This window comes from Marinobacter sp. (genome assembly GCF_044799475.1).
Lineage (GTDB): Bacteria > Pseudomonadota > Gammaproteobacteria > Pseudomonadales > Oleiphilaceae > Marinobacter.
The window spans coordinates 37,273-55,403 of record NZ_CP085217.1; the positions used below are offsets into that span (position 1 = coordinate 37,273).

The following is an 18,131-nucleotide window of genomic DNA, read 5'->3' on the forward strand; positions in this document are numbered from 1 at the left end:
TTGATCAGGGCATTCCGGAACTGGAATGCCGGGCACTAATCCGCGAGGCGGATTCCTTCTTTTTCAATGGTGATCAGGTGCTTCTTGTACAGGGCGCCAATAGCCTGCTTGAACACACTTTTGCTGACGTTGAAAGTTTCGTAGATGGCCTCGGGCGGGCTCTTGTCCGTCAGGGGCAGAAAGCCGTCGTTCCTTTTCAGGGCATCAAGGACGGATTCCGCAAACTCGCTTACCTTGCCATAACCGCTTTCATACAGGCTCAGTTCAATTTTGCCATCCGGCCGTATGCGCTTGACGTATCCGCGCATGCGCTGGCCCTTGCGAACCGGCTTGAACATCTGGTCCTGATACAGCAGGCCCCAGAACTCGTGATTGACGATGGCTTTGACCCCGAGGTCAGTCTTGTCGGCGATCAGAAGGTCCACCTCCTGGCGCTCGCTCAGACCCTGGGCAGTATCCCTGATAAAGCGATTGAGTCTGGTGGTTGCAGCCAGGCGCCCGGTATTGTCCTCGTAGACATAAACCAGACAGGATCTGCCCTCCTGAAGAGGCACCTTCTGTTCCGAAAAGGGCACCAGAAGATCCTTGGACAGGCCCCAGTCCAGGAAAGCACCCACGTTGGAGACAGACACCACTTTCAGCCAGGCACACTCGCCGACCTGGGCCTTTGCCTTTTCGGTAGTGGCGATCGGCCGGTCTTCGGAATCAAGGGAGACAAAGACCATGAGCCGGTCCCCTGGCTTGCAGTCGACCGGAACATACCTGGCCGGCAGCAGTACTTCACCCATGGAACCAGCATCCAGCCGGGCGCCGATGTCTTCAATGCGTGTAACTTTCAGGCGTTCGTAACGGCCAACCTGGATCATGATGTCTCCAATACTCGTGCTTTCATTCTGATTTCCCGGCGTCGATTCTGCTTGCCCGCGGGGGAGGCGGTGCCCTGCCGGGCTTTCGTGAAACGTCCGATGCCGGCTTGCCAGCTTTTCCTGCGGACTTTTTATCGGAAGGTTTTTTGCCCGCAGGCTTTTTCCCCGATTTCGCTTTACCCGCCGCTATTTTGGAGCGCTTCGGCTTTTTGGGTTTGCTGACCTTTTTCAGTTTCGCCGTTGGATCCGGTGAGACAGGTACATTGTGCTCGGGTTCAAAGCCGTTGATGAAATCCCGGGTGATACGTTTTTTCAGCAGGCGCTCGATGGCCCGCAGTTCCACCACTTCATCGTGGCTGACCAGCGAGACTGCCCTGCCCTTGGTGCCGGCACGGCCGGTACGTCCAATCCGGTGCACATAGTCTTCGGGGGATCTTGGCAGATCCACATTCACCACCAGCGGCAGGCTTTCGATATCCAGGCCCCGGGCGGCAACGTCCGTGGCGACCAGAATACCGATCTTGCCGGATTTGAAATCTTCCAGGGCTTTGCTGCGCATGGCCTGGGTCCGGTCGCCGTGAATGGCGGTGCAACGGATGCCATCGGCATGCAGCTGCTTCACCAACTGGTCACAGCCCTTTTTGGTCTTGACGAAAACCAGTGCCTGGTCCCATCTTTTCGTCCGGATGAGGTGACTCAGCATTTCACCCTTGCGTTTCTTGTCCACCGGAAAAACACCGTGCTGCACCGTGGCGGCAGCAATGACCTTCGGGCTGACATCCACTTCCACAGGCTCATGCATGAACTGACGCGCCAGGGTGCGTATTTCGTCCGAGAGAGTCGCAGAGAACAGCAGGTTCTGCCGCCTGGCAGGAAGCAGATCAAGGATCTTGCTGATGTCGGCGAGAAAGCCCAGGTCCAGCATGCGGTCGGCTTCATCCAGCACCAGTGCCTCAAGCTGATCGAAGCGGACGGCGTTCTGGCGGTGCAGGTCAAGCAACCGGCCGGGGGTCGCAACCAGAATGTCGGCGCCCTTGCGCAGCTTCATCATCTGGGGATTGATGCGCACACCGCCATAAACCACTTCCGTGCGCAGACTGAGCTCCCGGCCATAAAGCACCGCGCTTGCGCCCACCTGGGCGGCCAGTTCGCGGGTGGGCGTCAGCACCAGGGCCCGAACAGAGTTGCTGCCTGCCGGCGTGCCGGCGGCCAGACGCTGCAACAGCGGCAGGGTGAAGGCGCCGGTCTTTCCTGTTCCTGTCTGGGCGGCCGCCAGCATATCCCGCCCTGCCAGTATGCCGGGGATAGCCTGCTGCTGGATGGGTGAGGGCTGTTTGTAACCCTGGGCTTCGATGGCCTGAAGAAGTGGTTCGGATAAGTCTAGTGCAGCGAATGACATGAGGGACCCTGACAGAAAACAAAAGACCGTCGCTGGTACTGGCGACGGTCAACATTGGCGCGATTATACGGGTTTTAAGTGCACCAGGGTGAGGTTATGGTTATTTATCCACCGGTAATTCTACTCACCCGCTTTTGCCAGCTCCCGCTCGACAACGGCCGACAGCTGGCCCCAGCCAGGCTGGGTGAGAGGGATGTTGTCCACAAAAACTGTGGGCGTGCTTGTCACCCGGAGCTGCATCGCCACCCGGCGGCTCTGCTCGACCGCTTCTTTGTGCAGATCCGTGGTCAGGCAGCGGCGGAAACGGCGGGCATCCAGCCCCAGCTGTTCCGAATAGCGGGTGAACACCTCAACCGGGGAATCGGTTGTGTTCCAGCTATCCTGGGTATCAAAGAGCTTGTTGTGCATTTGCCAGTAGGCATCCTGATCTCCGGCGCAGCGGGCGGCCTGGGCAGCAGGCATGGCGTTCTCATGCTGCTGCAGTGGCAGATCAAAGAACACAAAGCGGACCTCACCTGTCTCGACATATTCCTCTTTCAGACGTTCGGCGGCAGAGGAGAAACGCGCACAGGCGGGGCACTGGTAGTCGGCAAACTCGCGAACCACCACGGGGGCGTCCGGGTCGCCCAGGGAAACGCCATATTGGTCAACCTCTGAGGGAAACGCCTCTGCTGTCGGCGGCGCAGCAGGCAAGCCGTCCGAATCGGGAGAAGGCGTCAGGGTGGCATAGTAAATTCCTGCGACGATCACCAGCAGAACGATGACCGTGGCAATGATCTGGGGCGACCTGTTTTTTCTGGCCTTGACCGGCGCGGGTTCTCCGGTTTTCTGACGACGCTTCGCTTCACCCATGATAATTCCTTTTTATGCCGTGACTTATGCCGTGACGCCGGCTGCGTTGATGGTCCAGAGCGCTGAAATGTCTGGTATGGTTGCTGGAATACTGATCTCTGCGCTCATCCAGAATGATCTGCAAGCCATAGTAACAGGAGCCATCATGCCGGTCCCAGCCTCACTGCAAAATCGCCTGACACTGCCACTGATTGCGGCCCCCATGTTTCTGATTTCCGGGCCGGAGCTGGCTCTGGCCTGCTGCCGGGCCGGCATCATTGGCAGCTTTCCAGCGCTCAACCAGCGCACCAGCGAGGGCTTTGAGGGCTGGCTTGAACAGATGAACGCCGAACTGGGAGAACCGGGCGACGGCCAGAAAGACCAGGCAGCGCCCTGGGCCGTCAATCTGATCGTTCACAAGACCAACCCGCGCTGGCAGGCGGACCTGCAGCTCTGCGTGAAGCACAGGGTGCCTATTGTGATTACTTCACTGGGCGCTGCAACCGAGGTGGTGGAAGCGGTCCACAGTTACGGCGGCCTGGTGTTCCACGATGTCACCAACCAGAAGCATGCCCGCAAGGCGGCCGAGGCCGGCGTTGATGGAATCATAGCAGTGGCGGCGGGCGCCGGGGGCCATGCTGGCACCACCAATCCTTTCGTGCTGGTCAGTGAAATCCGGGCGGTATTCGACGGCACCATCATTCTGGCTGGCGGTCTCTCTCATGGTCAGGATCTGCTGGCCGCCCAGGCCATGGGGGCCGATCTGGCCTATATGGGCACACGGTTCATCAACACCGAAGAATCCCGGGCCGAGGCGGCCTACAAGGACATGGTCATCGCGGCTGTGTCCGGGGACATCATTCACACGCCAGCGGTTTCCGGCATCCCGGCGAGCTTCATGCGCCAGAGTCTGGAAGCGGCCGGCTACCCGATGAACCAGCTGGGTCAGGCGGGCGCCATAGATTACGGTGAAAAACTCAAGCCCGTGGCCGACGAAGCCAAAGCCTGGAAGACTGTCTGGTCCGCCGGCCAGGGGGTCAGTGCCATTGATGCGGTGCTTGCCACCAGCGATCTGGTGGCAAGGCTCAAGAAGGAGTATCAGTCCGCCAGGGAGCGGCTGCAGAGACTCTGACGGAGCCGCCGATCAGTCATCGTCGCGTTCAAGCTCAACTTCTTCAGCGAAATAGCCATTGCCCTGGGCGATATATTCCACCTCGACAAAATCCCCCGTCTGGAGGGCGTCACAGGTGATGTCCTCGAATGAAGCATTCACGCTGACCTGGAGTTCTACTCCGAGCACAGTAATCAGGCCGGCATCACAGTCGATCGCAGTCAACCGGCCCTCCAGCTCGAAACCGTCTTCGGCGTCGTCCTCGCGCTCGACCTTCACCGCCTCCAGGAAACGCCGGCCACTGGCGTCATCCCGCTCAATACCGGCCACTTCCACACCCGGGAAAAGGTAAAGGTCGTCGAATTCCAGGCGACGCTGAGTGTCTTCGTCATCAGCGGAAATGATGGTACTGGCGGTGACCTGAACCAGAACGCCCCCCAGTTCAAAGGTTCGAGCGGCAGGATCAATGGACTCATTGGTAATCGCCCCCTCCACCCTGGCGTTGGCTTCCCGCAGTTCAATTTCCTCGGCCAGCACCGTGCCATCCGACTGGAAGTCACCCTCCACCTGGATCAGAAGACCATCGGCCAGGTCCCTTTCGCCGAAGCCGTCATCGAACCCGGTGTCATCATCAATGATCACAACCAGGCCGTTGATGGCAAAACGGCGGTTGAGGACCGCTCCGCTGATGGGGCCTGCGAATTCGATGTCGTCCAGGCTGCTCCGCTGATACCGGCGGCTTTCGCCGATGCCGATCTCGCGGGCCTCGATTACGCCGGACAGGACAGAGCCTTCAACCTCCACGGGGACGCGGTTATCCAGCAGTCGTTGCAGGTCCGACTCTTCGATACCCTCAAACGCCGTACCGTGGAAATTCACCTCCTGGCCGTTGATGAAGAAAGTTTTCTCCGAAGAATCGTTGGTCAGAGAACCGTCATCAATGAGGCCTTCCAGTTCGACGTCGGAGGCAGCGCTACCACTGACTGCACCGATGAAGCTGGCTCGATAACTGCCATCACCCCGGGGCCAGGCACTGACCCGGACAAAGTCGCCATCGCTCAGTGTGGTTGCAGCCCCGGGCCGCAGCACGGTCTGGCGGTCGATATGGACAGCCTGGCCGAGGATGATGAACTGGCCGGTGCCATCTGTGACGCTGATGCCAGTGAATCCGGATACCGGGCCGCGGAAGGTGTCGTCATAGGACAGACGGTCCGCCTCGCCCTGGCCATCAGCCCGCCACTGACCGTCAACCCTCAGGATCATGCCTTTTTTAAGCTGGCTTTCATGGCTGATGCCGTCATCGCTGCTAACCGCCCCGTCGGTGCGGAACCGGATGCCGTTGACAAACACGCTGGCAAAGCCGGAAACCGGGCCGACACTGGAGCCGGTGCCGCGTATGCCCCCATCGGCAATCCCGCCACTTCCTCCGCCTCCGCCGCCACAGGAGGCCAGCAGGCCTATTCCTGCCACCAGGCTCATGCTCCGTGCCAGAATGGATGCCGCCCTTGCCATATCCGCTCTCCTGTGAATGTCTACCGTATCCGTCAGGCCGGGTCGCTGTCGGGGCCGGCTGGGCCGCCCTGCAGCCCCCTCTCGCCGGCCTCCAGGGGTCCCTGAATCGGGTCCTCGAAATAGAAAACACTGACACCGGTGCGTACCCGTTCACCCTTTTTGCTCTGGGCGCTTCTGCCAGTCACATCCCGGTCATAAGGTGCCAGCCATTCGTCCAGGGTCTCCAGCAGCTGCTGCGAATGCCGGGCTGCGTAACGACGCCACTGGCCCATCACCTCGGGCGGGATGTTGTCGTAACTCAAAGTGCGCTGGTATAGCGGTTCCTGACCGGGCCCCTTTACCAGGTTATGGTCGATGGTGGAGACCAGGTCACTGACGTCCTCGCCAAAGATATCAAGCATGGCGTTGTCGTCGCCGAGGGGTATATACGCCCGCTTGCGCAGAACAAGTCTGTCGCCGGGTTCCACGACGCCAACCCGGACCAGCTCGTCCAGCACGGCACGGGGGGTCATGTCGCCACTGTATCGCCGCACCAGCTCGGAAAAGCTGTTGTGGCCATCAAAAGCCAGCATGGCAGGAGCTCCCTCGGAATCCTGGAATTCCCGGTCCTGCAGCCAGCCGGACACCACGCGGGCAGCACGGCTGGTGCCACTGGGAGGGACCGGTGCGTCATTCTGACTGGCGGATCTATCCCGCAGGCGCTTGACCTCTTTGCGGGTCAGGCCGGTGAGAACTGCGGCCCGGGAATCTGTGGCCTTGCCCCGGGGGTCGGAAAAGTCTTCCAGAGCCGAGTCTACAAAGGCCTGCTTGATCAGTTCCGAAAACTCTCCATAGCCGATGCCATTGCGAAGCAGCAACCGGGCCAGCGGACGCAGAATTTGGGACAGGGCCTGGTGCAGGCGGGGAGAACTGGAATTTTTCATACCTGGGATTCTATTCCCATAATCCGCTCAAAACCAGCCACCGTGCGGGGCCCGCGGGCCCCGCGGGAAAGCCGGCACCTGCTCAGTCGTCGTCCTCGTCCTCGTCCTCGTCTTCGACTTCAAGCTCGGTGATCACGTAGCTACCACCGTCATCGACGTAGTATTCCACCTCCACCTTACGACCCACTGTGAGGCCGGAATAACCGGATGCGCCCATCAGTTCCAGACCCATTACGGTCACGCGGTCGCCGTCGATGGCGGTGATGCGGCCTTCGAGTTCAAAGTCGTCCTCACCGCCGTTGTCATCCTCGTCCTCGTCGTCACGTTCAATTTTCAGCGCCTCCAGGAAGCCGCCGTCACCGGAGCGCTGAATGCCTTCGATCTCCAGGTAGTCGCCCACCAGAAGGTTATCGAAGCGCAGCCTGTCGCCGTCCTCCTCATCGTCGTCTTCCAGCAGGGTGTTGTTGGTGACCACTACCCGGACACCGCCCACCGTCAGTTCCTGCGCTGTCCGGTTAACATCGGAAACGGAGGCCTCCAGTTCGGCATCACCCTCCCCGGCTTCGATTTCCTCAGCCTTCAGTACGCCGTTGCGGAACTCGCCTTCCACCGAGACCAGCAGTCCCTGCACCAGATCAGAAGCCTGGCTCAGGCCATCGTCGAATTCTGTGTCATCGTCCACCCGGATGCTGATGCCGTTGATGGAGAAGCGGCCTGTGGCAGCATCGAAACTCTCGGAGATGGGGCCGGAGATTTCCACATCATCGCCATTGTCGAAACGGTCGGCGTCATCCTCATCATCAATTTCACGGGCCAGGAGTTTTCCGTTCTCCATGACGCCTTCCACTTCCACCACAAGGCCGTTGGCCAGGCCGCTCCGGTCGAGGTCATCGTCAAAGCTGGCGCTGCCGTAGCGCACGATCAGGCCATTGATCTGAAAGGTCTGGGCCTGGCTGTCCAGGTCGCTGATGGCCCCCTCCACCTCAACTTCATTTGACTCGTCAAAGTCTCCAGCGCCGACCGGACGGGCACCCACGAAGCTGGCCCGGAAGCTGCCGTCGTCCAGGCGCCAGGCACTGATGCGGACCTTCCAGGTATCCGCCGGCTGGTCCCGTAACTCGGCGGGGGTGGCGCCCTTGAACACGGTACGACCGTCAATGGCGATTGTCTGGCCGGCCACCGTCAGGCTGCCAGTGCGTTCGATTTCGTCCCATGAGGCTGAACCCAGCCGGCCACGCAGGGTGTCGTCGTAATCGACACGGCTGGCCCGGCCTTCACCATCGTCATCATCCCATTCGCCCCGGACCGTGAGGATCATGCCTTTTTCCATTTGCTCCTCACGCTCGATGCCGTCGTCGCTGCGCAGGCTGGCGCTGTCCGTATCAAAGCGGACACCGTTGACATAGACACTGCCAAAGCCGGTGACCGGCCCTGAGCTGACACCCGCCTGCGTGCCGGACACAGATGGTTCAGAACCGCCGCCGCTGCCGCCGCAGGCCCCCAGGGCACCGAAAGCAGCGCCTGCAACGACGAACTTCACTGCTTTGCTCAATCTGTTCAGCTTCATGTTGGCCTTCATCTCCCTCTCCTTTGTGATTCACCGGCCTGTGCCAGCAAGCACCGCTGGACGAAATGTCGTTTCCAGTAACTGGGAATATTTTCCCAAACAGATATTTGGGAATTTAATCCCAACTTTTGCCAATGTCCAGACTTTGTCTATGAACAATTTGTGAACTTTCCGGGAGGGATGACGTAAGATTCTGCACATTTGAACAAAACAGGCGGGCAAGAAATGTTGGGATTCCTGAAAGGCGATCCGGTAAAAAAGCTGCAGAAAGAGTACGAGAAGAAGCTGACAGAAGCCATGCAGGCTCAGCGTAACGGCGACATCCGCACTTATTCCACTCTGACGGAAGAGGCGGAGGCCATGTACGCGAAGCTGCAGGCTCTCAAAAATCAGCCGGGAAAAAACTGAAAAAACAGCATGGTCGGGGCAACTGGCGAGGCTGTCAGTCGCCTCGCAGCTGGTGAATCTGCTGGTTCAGGCGGTCCACCTCGCGGCGGAGCCTTTCCACGTCGTCCAGCAGGTCGAGGGACATGGCAAGCCCCGGCAGGTTGATTCTCAGATCCCGTTGCAGTCGCTGGGCTTTGCGCAGGCGAGCCAGAGCCGCCACATCGAATGCCCACTCGCGCACTTCCGCCTCACGGATGGGGTTGATTACCCCATAACTGACCAGCTTGATCACATACTCGGCATGGACATCTCCATGGTCGCAAAGCTCCCGCAGGCTGAAGGTCGCTGCCTGTTCCTCCAGCCCGCTGTCCGGACGATTGTTCTCATCTCCCACTTAAGCCCCTCCTGTTGACGCCTTCTCAGGCCTTCAGCCTGCTACGGGGATCGAAGGATTTCTCTTCCTGCGCAAGCTGGCGATACAGCTCCTCGGCCTTTTCACTGTGCTTTTTCGGTAACACTACCTGCAAGACCACCAACTGGTCACCTGCTGTTTTACCAGGAAAGCCTTTGCCCTTGAGCCTCAGTTTCTGGCCGGTAGTGGCGCCTCTCGGAATCTTCAGGCTGACTTTCGAGCTGACGGTCGGCACTGTGACGGTCGCGCCAAGCGCAGCCTCCCAGGGGGCCACAGGAAGGGTAAGGATCACATCCTTGCCTTCGACAGTGAATAGCGGATGCGGGGCCAGCTCAACTTCGATGAACAGATCGCCGTTCGCACCGCCGCCCACGCCGGGAGAGCCCTGCCCCCGCAGACGGATGTGCTGGCCTTCCCTCATGCCCGGGGGGATCTTGACGTTCAGGGTTTTGCGCCGGGGCACGAGGCGGCCCTGCTCATCCGGCTCGGTGACATTGATGGTGACCTGCTTCTCACAGCCATTCACCGCTTCTTCCAGGAACAGGGCGAGTCTGGCATGGACATCTTCACCGCGCATGGGACCTGCCTGCCTGAAGCCGAAACCGCCAGGTCCGGTACGCCGCCCGCGGGCGCCACCGCCACCACCAAAAATGGACTCAAAGAAATCGCTGAACTGAGCCGAATCAGCTTCTGTATAGCCGCCTCCACCAAAGGGTGAAGAACTCTCCCAGCCGGGTGGCGGCTGGAAAGAACCATCGCCGCCGCGGGCGCCATACTTACGTAACTGGTCGTATTCGGCGCGCTTGTCCGGATCCTTCAGTACTTCATATGCCTCGCCGATATCCTTGAATTTGACCTCGGCGTCCTTTTCCTTGCTGACATCCGGGTGATATTTACGGGCAAGCTTCCGGTAGGCTTTTTTAATTTCTTCAGGTGAGGCGCTCTCGCTTACGCCGAGCACGTCGTAATAATCCTTGAAGTCCATCTATGACCTCGCATTTGCAAAAACAGACAGCCAAACGGGCATTTATCTCTACCGTACAATTGATGCAAGTCTGAAAAATACAAGGAGGGTATTGCGGGAGGAGGGAAGAAAGCGCTGCCACGGAACCGGACATCCGGTCCCGTGGCAGGTTACTCAGTTAACCTTCGGGTCGAGTTCTCTCCGCTCATAGCGGGCGAACATGTCATCAAGGTTGATGGGTCGGATTTTGCTGGCGTTGCCTGCGGTGCCAAACGCTTCGTAGCGGGCGATGCAGATTTCACTCATGGCCTTGACCGATGCCTGCAGGTACTTCCGGGGGTCAAACTCGGCCGGGTTCTCTGCCAGGTAGCGGCGAATGGCGCCGGTGCTTGCCAGACGAAGATCCGTGTCGATGTTCACCTTGCGGACACCGTGCTTGATGCCCTCGACGATTTCTTCGACCGGCACGCCATAGGTCTCGGGAATTTCACCGCCGTATTCGTTGATGATCTTCAGCCACTCCTGGGGGACGGAGCTGGAGCCGTGCATGACAAGGTGAGTGTCCGGAATACGCCTGTGGATGGCCTTGATCTGGTCGATGGCCAGGATGTCGCCGGTTGGCGGACGGGTAAACTTGTAGGCGCCATGGCTGGTGCCTATGGCGATGGCCAGAGCGTCCACCTGGGTCTTCTTGACGAAGTCCGCCGCTTCTTCCGGATCGGTCAGCATCTGGCTGTGATCAAGAATGCCTTCCGCCCCAATACCGTCTTCCTCACCCGCCTGTCCGGTTTCCAGGGAGCCAAGACAGCCCAGCTCGCCTTCAACGGAAACGCCGCAGGCATGAGCCATTTCTACCACCCGGCGGGTAACACTCACGTTGTAGTCATAATCCATGGGGGTCTTGCCATCCTCACCCAGGGAGCCGTCCATCATTACCGAGCTGAAGCCCAGCTGGATGGAGCGCTGGCACACGCTCGGGCTGGTGCCGTGATCCTGGTGCATGACCACGGGAATGTGAGGAAATTCTTCAATGGCCGCGAGGATCAGATGCCGCAGGAAAGGCGCACCCGCGTATTTGCGGGCACCGGCCGACGCCTGAACGATCACCGGAGAGTCAGTCCTGTCGGCCGCCTCCATGATCGCGCGCATCTGCTCAAGATTGTTGACGTTGTACGCAGGCACACCGTAACCATGCTCAGCTGCATGATCGAGCAGCTGGCGCATCGAAATTAGGGCCATGAAAAATCTCCTCAATGGTTCAATAAACATTCTGCTGCCGGCCACAGGATTGTGCCCGGCGCTATGGCAAAATCAGTCGCTGCCGCGCTGCTCCAGCATGGCTACAGCGGGCAATACCTTGCCTTCCACAAACTCCAGGAAGGCACCACCACCGGTGGAAATGTATGAAATCCGGTCTGCGACCCCGAACTGGTCGATGGCGGCTACCGTGTCACCGCCACCCGCGACAGAAAAGGCATCGCTTGCTGCAACCGCTTCAGCCAGAACCCTGGTTCCGTCACTGAACTGCTCAAACTCAAAAACACCCACCGGGCCGTTCCAGAGAATCGTCTGGGAAGAGCCAAGCAGATTGGAGAACTGGGCGGCTGTATCCGGGCCGATATCGAGAATCATCTCATTTTCGTCCACCTCACCAATGGGCTTGGTGGTGGCCTCTGCGTCCTCTGAAAAAGTCTTTGCAACTACGACATCCGTCGGTAGCGGAATATTGACCCTGCCAGCGATCTCACGGGCGGTATCAAGAAGGTCATGTTCACACAGGGATTTGCCCACCGGATGTCCTGCAGCTGCCAGAAAAGTATTGGCTATACCGCCACCCACAATCAGCTGATCGCAGATGCGGGAAAGCGCATCCAGCACATCCAGCTTGGTGGACACTTTGGAGCCGCCAACGATGGCGACCACCGGACGGGCGGGATTATCCAGCACCTTCGTCAAGGCCTCGAGTTCCGCCGCAAGCAGAGGCCCGGCACAGGCTTCGGGTGCATATTTTCCGACGCCGTGAGTGGAGGCCTGGGCGCGGTGGGCGGTGCCAAAAGCATCCATCACATAGACATCGCACAGTCCGGCGTATTTTTTCGCCAATGCCTCGTCGTCCTTTTTCTCGCCCTTGTTGAAACGGACGTTTTCGAACAGCACCACCTCGCCATCAGATAGCTCGACGCCATCCAGATAATCCCTGATGAGCCGGACTTCCTGGCCAAGCTCATCGGAAAGATAATCCGCCACTGGCTTCAGGGAGGAAGCCTCATCGAACTTTCCTTCTTCCGGACGTCCGAGGTGAGACATCAGCATCACCCTGGCACCGGCTTCCATCGCAGCCCGGATGGTCGGCAGGGAGGCCCTGATGCGGGCGTCGCTGCTCACTTTCCCGTCCTTGACCGGCACGTTCAGGTCTTCGCGGATCAACACGCGCTTGCCGGCAAGATCCAGATCCGTCATTTTCTTGATGGCCATAATCTGTTTCCTTTTTTCAGGTTAAGGACCGTTTTTGCCACGGAATCCGCGGCCAACAAAAGCCGTTAAAGACCAAGCCACCGCCGGCTGACATCAAGCATGCGATTGGCAAATCCCCATTCGTTATCAAACCAGCACAACACCTTCACCATACGCTCTCCGGTTACCCGGGTCTGCCCGCCATCCACGATCCCAGAGCGCGGGTCGTGGTTGAAGTCGCAACTGGCGAGCAGTTCGTCTGTATATCCCAGGATCCCCTGCAGAGGGCCTGTTGCGGCAACACGTCTGAGCAGCGCATTGACCGACTCCACGGAGGTGGCCGTGCGGACATTCACTGTCATGTCTATAGCTGACACGTTCATGGTCGGAACCCGCATGGCAACGGAGCTGAAACGGCCCTCCATGTGGGGCAGGAGCCGCTCAATGCCCCTCGCCAGACCTGTGTCCACCGGCACGATGTTCTGCAGGGCGCTCCTTGTCCTCCGGAGGTCCTGGTGGTGATAGGCGTCAATCACCGGCTGGTCATTCATCGCCGCATGGATGGTGGTGGTATTGCCGTATTCCACTCCCAGCGCCTCATCCAGTGCCCTGATGACAGGGATGATGCAGTTGGTGGTGCAGGAAGCGGTGGACACTATGCGGTCCTCCTTCTGCAGGTCATCGTCATTGACGCCGAACACCACGGTCCGGTCCACATCTGATTCCGCGGGCTGCGAAAACAGCAGGCGCGCGGCTCCGGCTTCAAGATGCACCTCCGCCGTGGCCCGGTCGGAAAATGAGCCGGAACATTCCAGTACCAGGTCGACTTCCAGTGCACCCCATGGCAGGTCAGCGGGATTCCGGTGGCTCACAACCTCGATCCGGTCGCCATTGACCAGCAACACCCCTCCCTCAACCCGGACTTCGCCCTGGAACCGGCCATGGGTGGAGTCGTATCGGGTGAGATGGGCAATGGTCTCAATATTCGACAGCTCATTGATCACCACCACCTGCAGATGATCGCGATAACCGTTTTCATAGAGTGCCCGCAGCACACACTGCCCAATCCGGCCGTAGCCGTTGATTGCTATCCGATAGGGTGCTGCCGGTGCTGTCATCAGTTTTCCAGGAGATCCTGGGCCACGGAAACAATATTCTCAACCGTGAAGCCGAATTCCCTGAACAGCTCTCCTGCCGGAGCCGATTCGCCAAAACTGCTCATGCCAACGATCCGGCCATCGAGGCCGACGTACTTGTACCAGTAGTCCTCGATGGCTGCCTCGATAGCGATACGGTTGGTAACATCCAGTGGCAGCACCTGCTGCCTGTAATTCGCGCTCTGGGCATCAAATACGTCCGTCGACGGCATGGAGACCACACGCACCTTCCTGCCCTGCTCACGAAGGCTATCCGCGGCACCCTGGGCCAGGCCGACTTCGGAGCCGGTGGCAATCAGGATCAGATCCGGCGTGCCTTCGCTGTCCGACAGGACGTAGCCACCACGGACCACATTGGCCAGCTGTTCCTCATCCCGGCTCTGGTGCGGCAGGTTCTGGCGTGAGAAAACCAGGGCCGAAGGTCCGTCCTTGCGCTCAAGCGCCGCTTTCCAGGCCACCGCCGATTCGACGGTGTCTGCCGGGCGCCAGACGCTCATATTGGGGGTAGTCCGAAGGCTGGCCAGCTGTTCGATGGGCTGGTGGGTGGGGCCATCTTCGCCGAGGCCGATGGAGTCATGGGTGAAGACCATGATGGTCCGCTGTTTCATCAGGGCCGCCATGCGCACCGCATTGCGGCAGTATTCCATGAAAATCAGAAAGGTGGCGCCATAGGGTACCAGTCCACCATGCAGGGCAATACCGTTCATCATGGCCGCCATGCCGAATTCCCGCACCCCGTAGTACACATAGTTGCCGCTGGCATCGTCCCGGGTAATGCCTTTGCTGTCTTTCCAGATGGTCAGGTTGGAGCCGGCCAGATCAGCGGAGCCCCCCAGCAGTTCCGGCAACAGGGGACCATAGGCATTGAGCGTGTTCTGGGAAGCCTTGCGGCTGGCAATGGTCTCGCCCTTTTGCTGACACTCGCGGATGTACGCCATGGCCTTTTCGGAAAAATCGGCAGGCAGTTCGCCGGACATGCGGCGGCGGAACTCGGCTGCAAGCTCCGGCTCGGCCTTTTCATAGGCGGCAAAGGACTGCTCCCACGACTGCTCGGCGGCTGCGCCTTTCTCCCTGGCATTCCAGCCGGCATAGATTTCCTCAGGTACTTCGAAGGGGCCGTGATTCCAGCCCAGATTTTCCCGTGCGAGGGTGATTTCGTCGTCGCCCAGGGGCGCACCATGACAGCTCTCTGTGCCCTGCTTGTTAGGGGCGCCAAAACCGATGATCGTGCGACAGCAGATCATGGTGGGCTGATCCGTGTTTGCCCGGGCCGCTTCGATCGCTGCCCGCACGGCGTCAGCATCGTGACCATCAACCGCGGGAATTACCTGCCAGCCGTAGGACTCAAAGCGCTTCGGCGTATCGTCGGTGAACCAGCCTTCCACTTCGCCATCAATCGAGATGCCATTGTCGTCATAAAAGAATATCAGTTTGCCCAGGCCCAGGGTGCCGGCCAGGGAAGCAACCTCGTGGGAAATGCCTTCCATCAGGCAGCCATCACCGAGAAACGCATAGGTGTAGTGATCAACAATCTCGTGGCCGGGGCGGTTGAACTGGGCTGCCAGGGTTTTCTCCGCCAGCGCAAAACCGACGGCATTGGCAATGCCCTGTCCCAGGGGGCCGGTGGTGGTCTGCACGCCCGGGGTGTAACCGTATTCCGGATGACCAGGAGTACGGGAATGGAGCTGGCGGAAGTTTTTCAGGTCGTCAATGGAAAGATCGTAGCCAGTCAGGTGCAGAAGGGAGTATTGCAGCATGGAACCATGGCCATTGGAGAGTACAAAACGGTCCCGGTTGGCCCAGTCCGGGTTGGCCGGATTGTGGCTCAGGTAGTCATTCCACAGGACTTCAGCAATGTCGGCCATCCCCATAGGCGCTCCCGGGTGACCGGACTTGGCCTTCTGTACCGCATCCATGCTAAGAGCACGGATGGCATTGGCGAGATCTTTACGAGATGGCATTGAGTGTTTCTCCACTGACAGCGAAAGGACAAAGATGGATCGTTCAAAAATAAGGCGCGTATTTTCGCCGATTAGTGTCCACGGGAGCAAATCGGACTGACGGAAGTCCCCGGGCGCTCTCCCGAAACTGCCGGCCCTCGCCGCTTACAACCTATATCAATTTTTTTTGATATTGGTCTTGATCGGCTCGCCACTGCCCACTACACTCTTTCGCCATGACCAACATGACCTCTCATGCATCCAGGGAAATCTCATCTGCAGACGTGCTGGCGCCTATCTACAAGGCCAGCGGCGATCCCCTGCGACTGGAGATACTGCGGGTACTGAGAAGGGACACCTTCGGAGTGCTTGAGCTCAGCCACCTTTTCGACATGCGTCAGTCCGGCATGAGCCACCACCTCAAGGTGATGCACAAGGCGGGGCTGCTGGAACCCCAGCGGGAGGGCAATGCCATTTTCTACCGCCGCCCTCCGAATCTTGAGAACAACAAACTGGCCGACCAGGCCATCCGGCAGATTTTCAGCATGGTGGACCGGATACCGCTGCCTGAGCATCTTGAGCAGCGAATCCAGGCCATCCGGACCCAGCGGGCAGAACAGTCCCGGGCCTTCTTCGCCCGCCATGCGGAAAAATTCCGCGAGCAGCAGGAGCTGATTGCCGCATTCGACCTATACGCCGGGCCGGTCGCCGAACTGATCCGCCAGCGGGCGGCCCAGCAGAGCTGGCAGGCAGCGCTGGAAATCGGGCCCGGAGAAGGGGCGTTTCTGCCGGTTCTGTCCGCGCTCTGTCCTCATGTGGTGGGTCTGGACAATTCCCGGGACATGCTGGCAAAAGCGACCCGCACCTGCATTGCCGAAAAACTGAACAACGTCGATCTGATAGAAGGGGTAACAGACACCCTTCTGGCTCGGGGGGACGCCTTTGATCTGGTCGTGGCCAATATGGTGCTCCACCATGTGCCGAGTCCGGCGGACATGCTGCTGGATGCCGCAGCTCTGATAAATACCGGTGGCTGCCTGGTGATCAGCGACCTGTGCAGCCATGACCAGGTCTGGGCAACAGAGAACTGTGGCGATCTGTGGCTTGGCTTCGAGCCGGAAGAGCTGACGACCTGGGCTGTTGAAGCCGGCCTGACGCCGGGAGAATCACTCTTTATTGGCCTGCGCAACGGTTTTCAGGTGCAGGTTCGGGAATTCTGGAAAGCTTCAGGCACGAACTGAGACGTACGTATAAGTACATATCAAAACATTTTGATATACAAATAAACCGTTGAGTTACACAGGTAACTGAGAGGCTCAATTTCAACCGCTCACAGAGGAGCAAAGCTGAATGTCCGATTACAACATTTTCACCTCCGAATCTGTCTCTGAAGGCCACCCGGACAAACTGGCCGACCAGATTTCCGATGCCGTTCTGGACAAGATTCTCGAGTCCGATTCCAACGCACGTGTGGCCTGTGAAACCATGGTCAAAACCGGCGTTGCCATTGTCGGCGGTGAAATCACCACCTCCGCCTGGGTGGATCTTGAAGACCTGGTCCGCACGGTCATCAGGGATGTTGGCTATACCTCCTCCAGAGTTGGCTTCGATGGCGACACCTGTGGTGTCATCAACATCATCGGCAAACAGTCCGTGGACATTGCCCAGGGCGTTGACCGCCAGAAGCCGGAAGACCAGGGCGCCGGCGACCAGGGGCTGATGTTTGGCTACGCCAGCAATGAAACCGACGTGCTCATGCCCGCTCCGATCTGCTATGCCCACCGTCTGGTAGAGCGTCAGGCCGAAGCCCGCAAGAACGGCGTTCTGCCCTGGCTTCGCCCGGACGCCAAGAGCCAGGTCACCTGCCGCTATGAAGGCGGCAAGGTTACCGGCATTGATGCTGTCGTGCTCTCCACCCAGCACGATGAAGACGTTTCCATGGCGGATCTGAAAGAAGCGGTAATGGAGCTGATCGTCAAGCACACGCTGCCGCCGGAGCTGCTGCACAAGGACACCAAGTTCCACATCAACCCGACCGGCAAGTTCGTAATCGGCGGCCCCGTTGGCGACTGTGGCCTGACCGGGCGCAAAATCATCGTCGACACCTACGGCGGCATGGCCCGTCATGGTGGTGGTGCTTTCTCCGGCAAGGACCCGTCGAAAGTTGACCGTTCCGCCGCCTACGCCGGCCGTTATGTTGCAAAGAACATCGTTGCTGCCGGTCTGGCGGATCGCTGTGAGATCCAGATCTCTTACGCCATCGGTGTGGCCCAGCCAACGTCCATCTCCATCAACACCTTCGGTACTGGCAAGATCAGCGAAAGCCGCATGGCCAGCCTGGTGCGCGAGCATTTCGACCTGCGCCCCTATGCCATCACCCGCATGCTGGACCTGCTGCATCCGATGTACCGGGCTACTTCGGCATACGGCCACTTCGGCCGCGAGCCTTATGAAATGACCGTGGGCAAGGAAACGTTCACCGCCTTCCCATGGGAAAAGACAGATCGCGCCGCAGCACTGAAAGACGCTGCTGGCGTATAACTGATTTTTTGCCACGGAAACCACGGAAGAACACGGAAAACAAAAAAAGATTGGCCACGGACGGCAC

At 59.2% G+C, this 18,131-nt stretch carries 16 protein-coding genes; 4 read left to right on the forward strand and 12 right to left on the reverse strand.

The features are described 5' to 3' along the window. Positions 1–35: 35 nt before the first annotated feature. The 3 genes from LG327_RS00200 to LG327_RS00210 form a co-directional block, all read right to left on the reverse strand. Positions 36–866, reverse strand: coding sequence for a S1 RNA-binding domain-containing protein (locus LG327_RS00200; RefSeq protein ID WP_404364590.1), 831 nt, complete (start codon positions 864–866; stop codon positions 36–38). 22 nt (positions 867–888) lie between these two features. After that, the gene (locus tag LG327_RS00205) at positions 889–2,265 is read right to left on the reverse strand and encodes a DEAD/DEAH box helicase (protein WP_404364592.1); all 1,377 of its coding nucleotides are present in this window, start codon (positions 2,263–2,265) and stop codon (positions 889–891) included. A gap of 120 nt (positions 2,266–2,385) precedes the next feature. Further along, the gene (locus LG327_RS00210; RefSeq protein WP_404364594.1) at positions 2,386–3,117 is read right to left on the reverse strand and encodes a DsbA family protein; all 732 of its coding nucleotides are present in this window, start codon (positions 3,115–3,117) and stop codon (positions 2,386–2,388) included. 145 nt (positions 3,118–3,262) lie between these two features. Between LG327_RS00210 and LG327_RS00215 the strand changes: the two genes are divergently transcribed. Beyond that, a complete protein-coding gene (locus LG327_RS00215; RefSeq protein WP_404364596.1) occupies positions 3,263–4,228 on the forward strand; it encodes an NAD(P)H-dependent flavin oxidoreductase in 966 nt (321 codons plus the stop codon). A gap of 12 nt (positions 4,229–4,240) precedes the next feature. Here the strand turns inward: LG327_RS00215 and LG327_RS00220 are convergent, their stop codons facing one another. From LG327_RS00220 to LG327_RS00230, 3 genes are all read right to left on the reverse strand, one after another. After that, a complete protein-coding gene (locus LG327_RS00220) occupies positions 4,241–5,719 on the reverse strand; it encodes a DUF5666 domain-containing protein (protein WP_404364598.1) in 1,479 nt (492 codons plus the stop codon). Positions 5,720–5,751: 32 nt separating this feature from the next. Then, on the reverse strand, positions 5,752–6,642 hold the full coding sequence (locus tag LG327_RS00225; RefSeq protein WP_404364600.1) for a DUF6502 family protein: 891 nt from the start codon (positions 6,640–6,642) through the stop codon (positions 5,752–5,754). Positions 6,643–6,724: 82 nt separating this feature from the next. Next, on the reverse strand, positions 6,725–8,221 hold the full coding sequence (locus LG327_RS00230; RefSeq protein WP_404364602.1) for a DUF5666 domain-containing protein: 1,497 nt from the start codon (positions 8,219–8,221) through the stop codon (positions 6,725–6,727). Between the two features lie 213 nt (positions 8,222–8,434). On the opposite strand from LG327_RS00230, the gene LG327_RS00235 reads away from it, so the two are divergent. Further along, complete coding sequence (locus LG327_RS00235; protein ID WP_404364604.1) at positions 8,435–8,617, forward strand: DUF6435 family protein; 183 nt, start codon at positions 8,435–8,437, stop codon at positions 8,615–8,617. A gap of 34 nt (positions 8,618–8,651) precedes the next feature. On the opposite strand, the gene LG327_RS00240 is transcribed toward LG327_RS00235, so the two are convergent. The 6 genes from LG327_RS00240 to tkt form a co-directional block, all read right to left on the reverse strand. Then, positions 8,652–8,990: a chaperone modulator CbpM gene (locus LG327_RS00240; RefSeq protein ID WP_404364606.1), complete on the reverse strand. Its 339-nt coding sequence runs from the start codon at positions 8,988–8,990 to the stop codon at positions 8,652–8,654. A 25-nt stretch (positions 8,991–9,015) separates the two neighbouring features. Beyond that, positions 9,016–9,993 carry a DnaJ C-terminal domain-containing protein gene (locus LG327_RS00245; RefSeq protein WP_404364608.1) on the reverse strand — a complete coding sequence of 326 codons (978 nt, stop codon included), beginning with the start codon at positions 9,991–9,993 and terminating at the stop codon, positions 9,016–9,018. A gap of 153 nt (positions 9,994–10,146) precedes the next feature. Then, positions 10,147–11,211, reverse strand: a complete 1,065-nt coding sequence (gene fba / locus LG327_RS00250; RefSeq protein ID WP_404364610.1) for a class II fructose-bisphosphate aldolase — start codon at positions 11,209–11,211, stop codon at positions 10,147–10,149. 72 nt (positions 11,212–11,283) lie between these two features. Next, a complete protein-coding gene (locus LG327_RS00255; protein WP_404364612.1) occupies positions 11,284–12,447 on the reverse strand; it encodes a phosphoglycerate kinase in 1,164 nt (387 codons plus the stop codon). Positions 12,448–12,512: 65 nt separating this feature from the next. Then, a complete protein-coding gene (locus LG327_RS00260; RefSeq protein WP_404364614.1) occupies positions 12,513–13,544 on the reverse strand; it encodes a type I glyceraldehyde-3-phosphate dehydrogenase in 1,032 nt (343 codons plus the stop codon). After that, the gene (gene tkt, locus LG327_RS00265) at positions 13,544–15,544 is read right to left on the reverse strand and encodes a transketolase (protein WP_404364615.1); all 2,001 of its coding nucleotides are present in this window, start codon (positions 15,542–15,544) and stop codon (positions 13,544–13,546) included. The genes LG327_RS00260 and tkt overlap by 1 nt, the downstream gene beginning before the upstream one ends. 215 nt (positions 15,545–15,759) lie before the next feature. Between tkt and LG327_RS00270 the strand changes: the two genes are divergently transcribed. Together LG327_RS00270 and metK are read left to right on the forward strand one after the other, a co-directional pair. Further along, positions 15,760–16,764 (forward strand): metalloregulator ArsR/SmtB family transcription factor, encoded by a 1,005-nt coding sequence (locus LG327_RS00270; protein ID WP_404364617.1) that lies wholly within the window; start codon positions 15,760–15,762, stop codon positions 16,762–16,764. A gap of 109 nt (positions 16,765–16,873) precedes the next feature. Further along, entirely contained in the window at positions 16,874–18,064 is a 1,191-nt protein-coding gene (gene metK / locus LG327_RS00275) for a methionine adenosyltransferase (protein WP_404364619.1), read from the forward strand. The last annotated feature ends 67 nt before the right edge of the window (positions 18,065–18,131 follow it).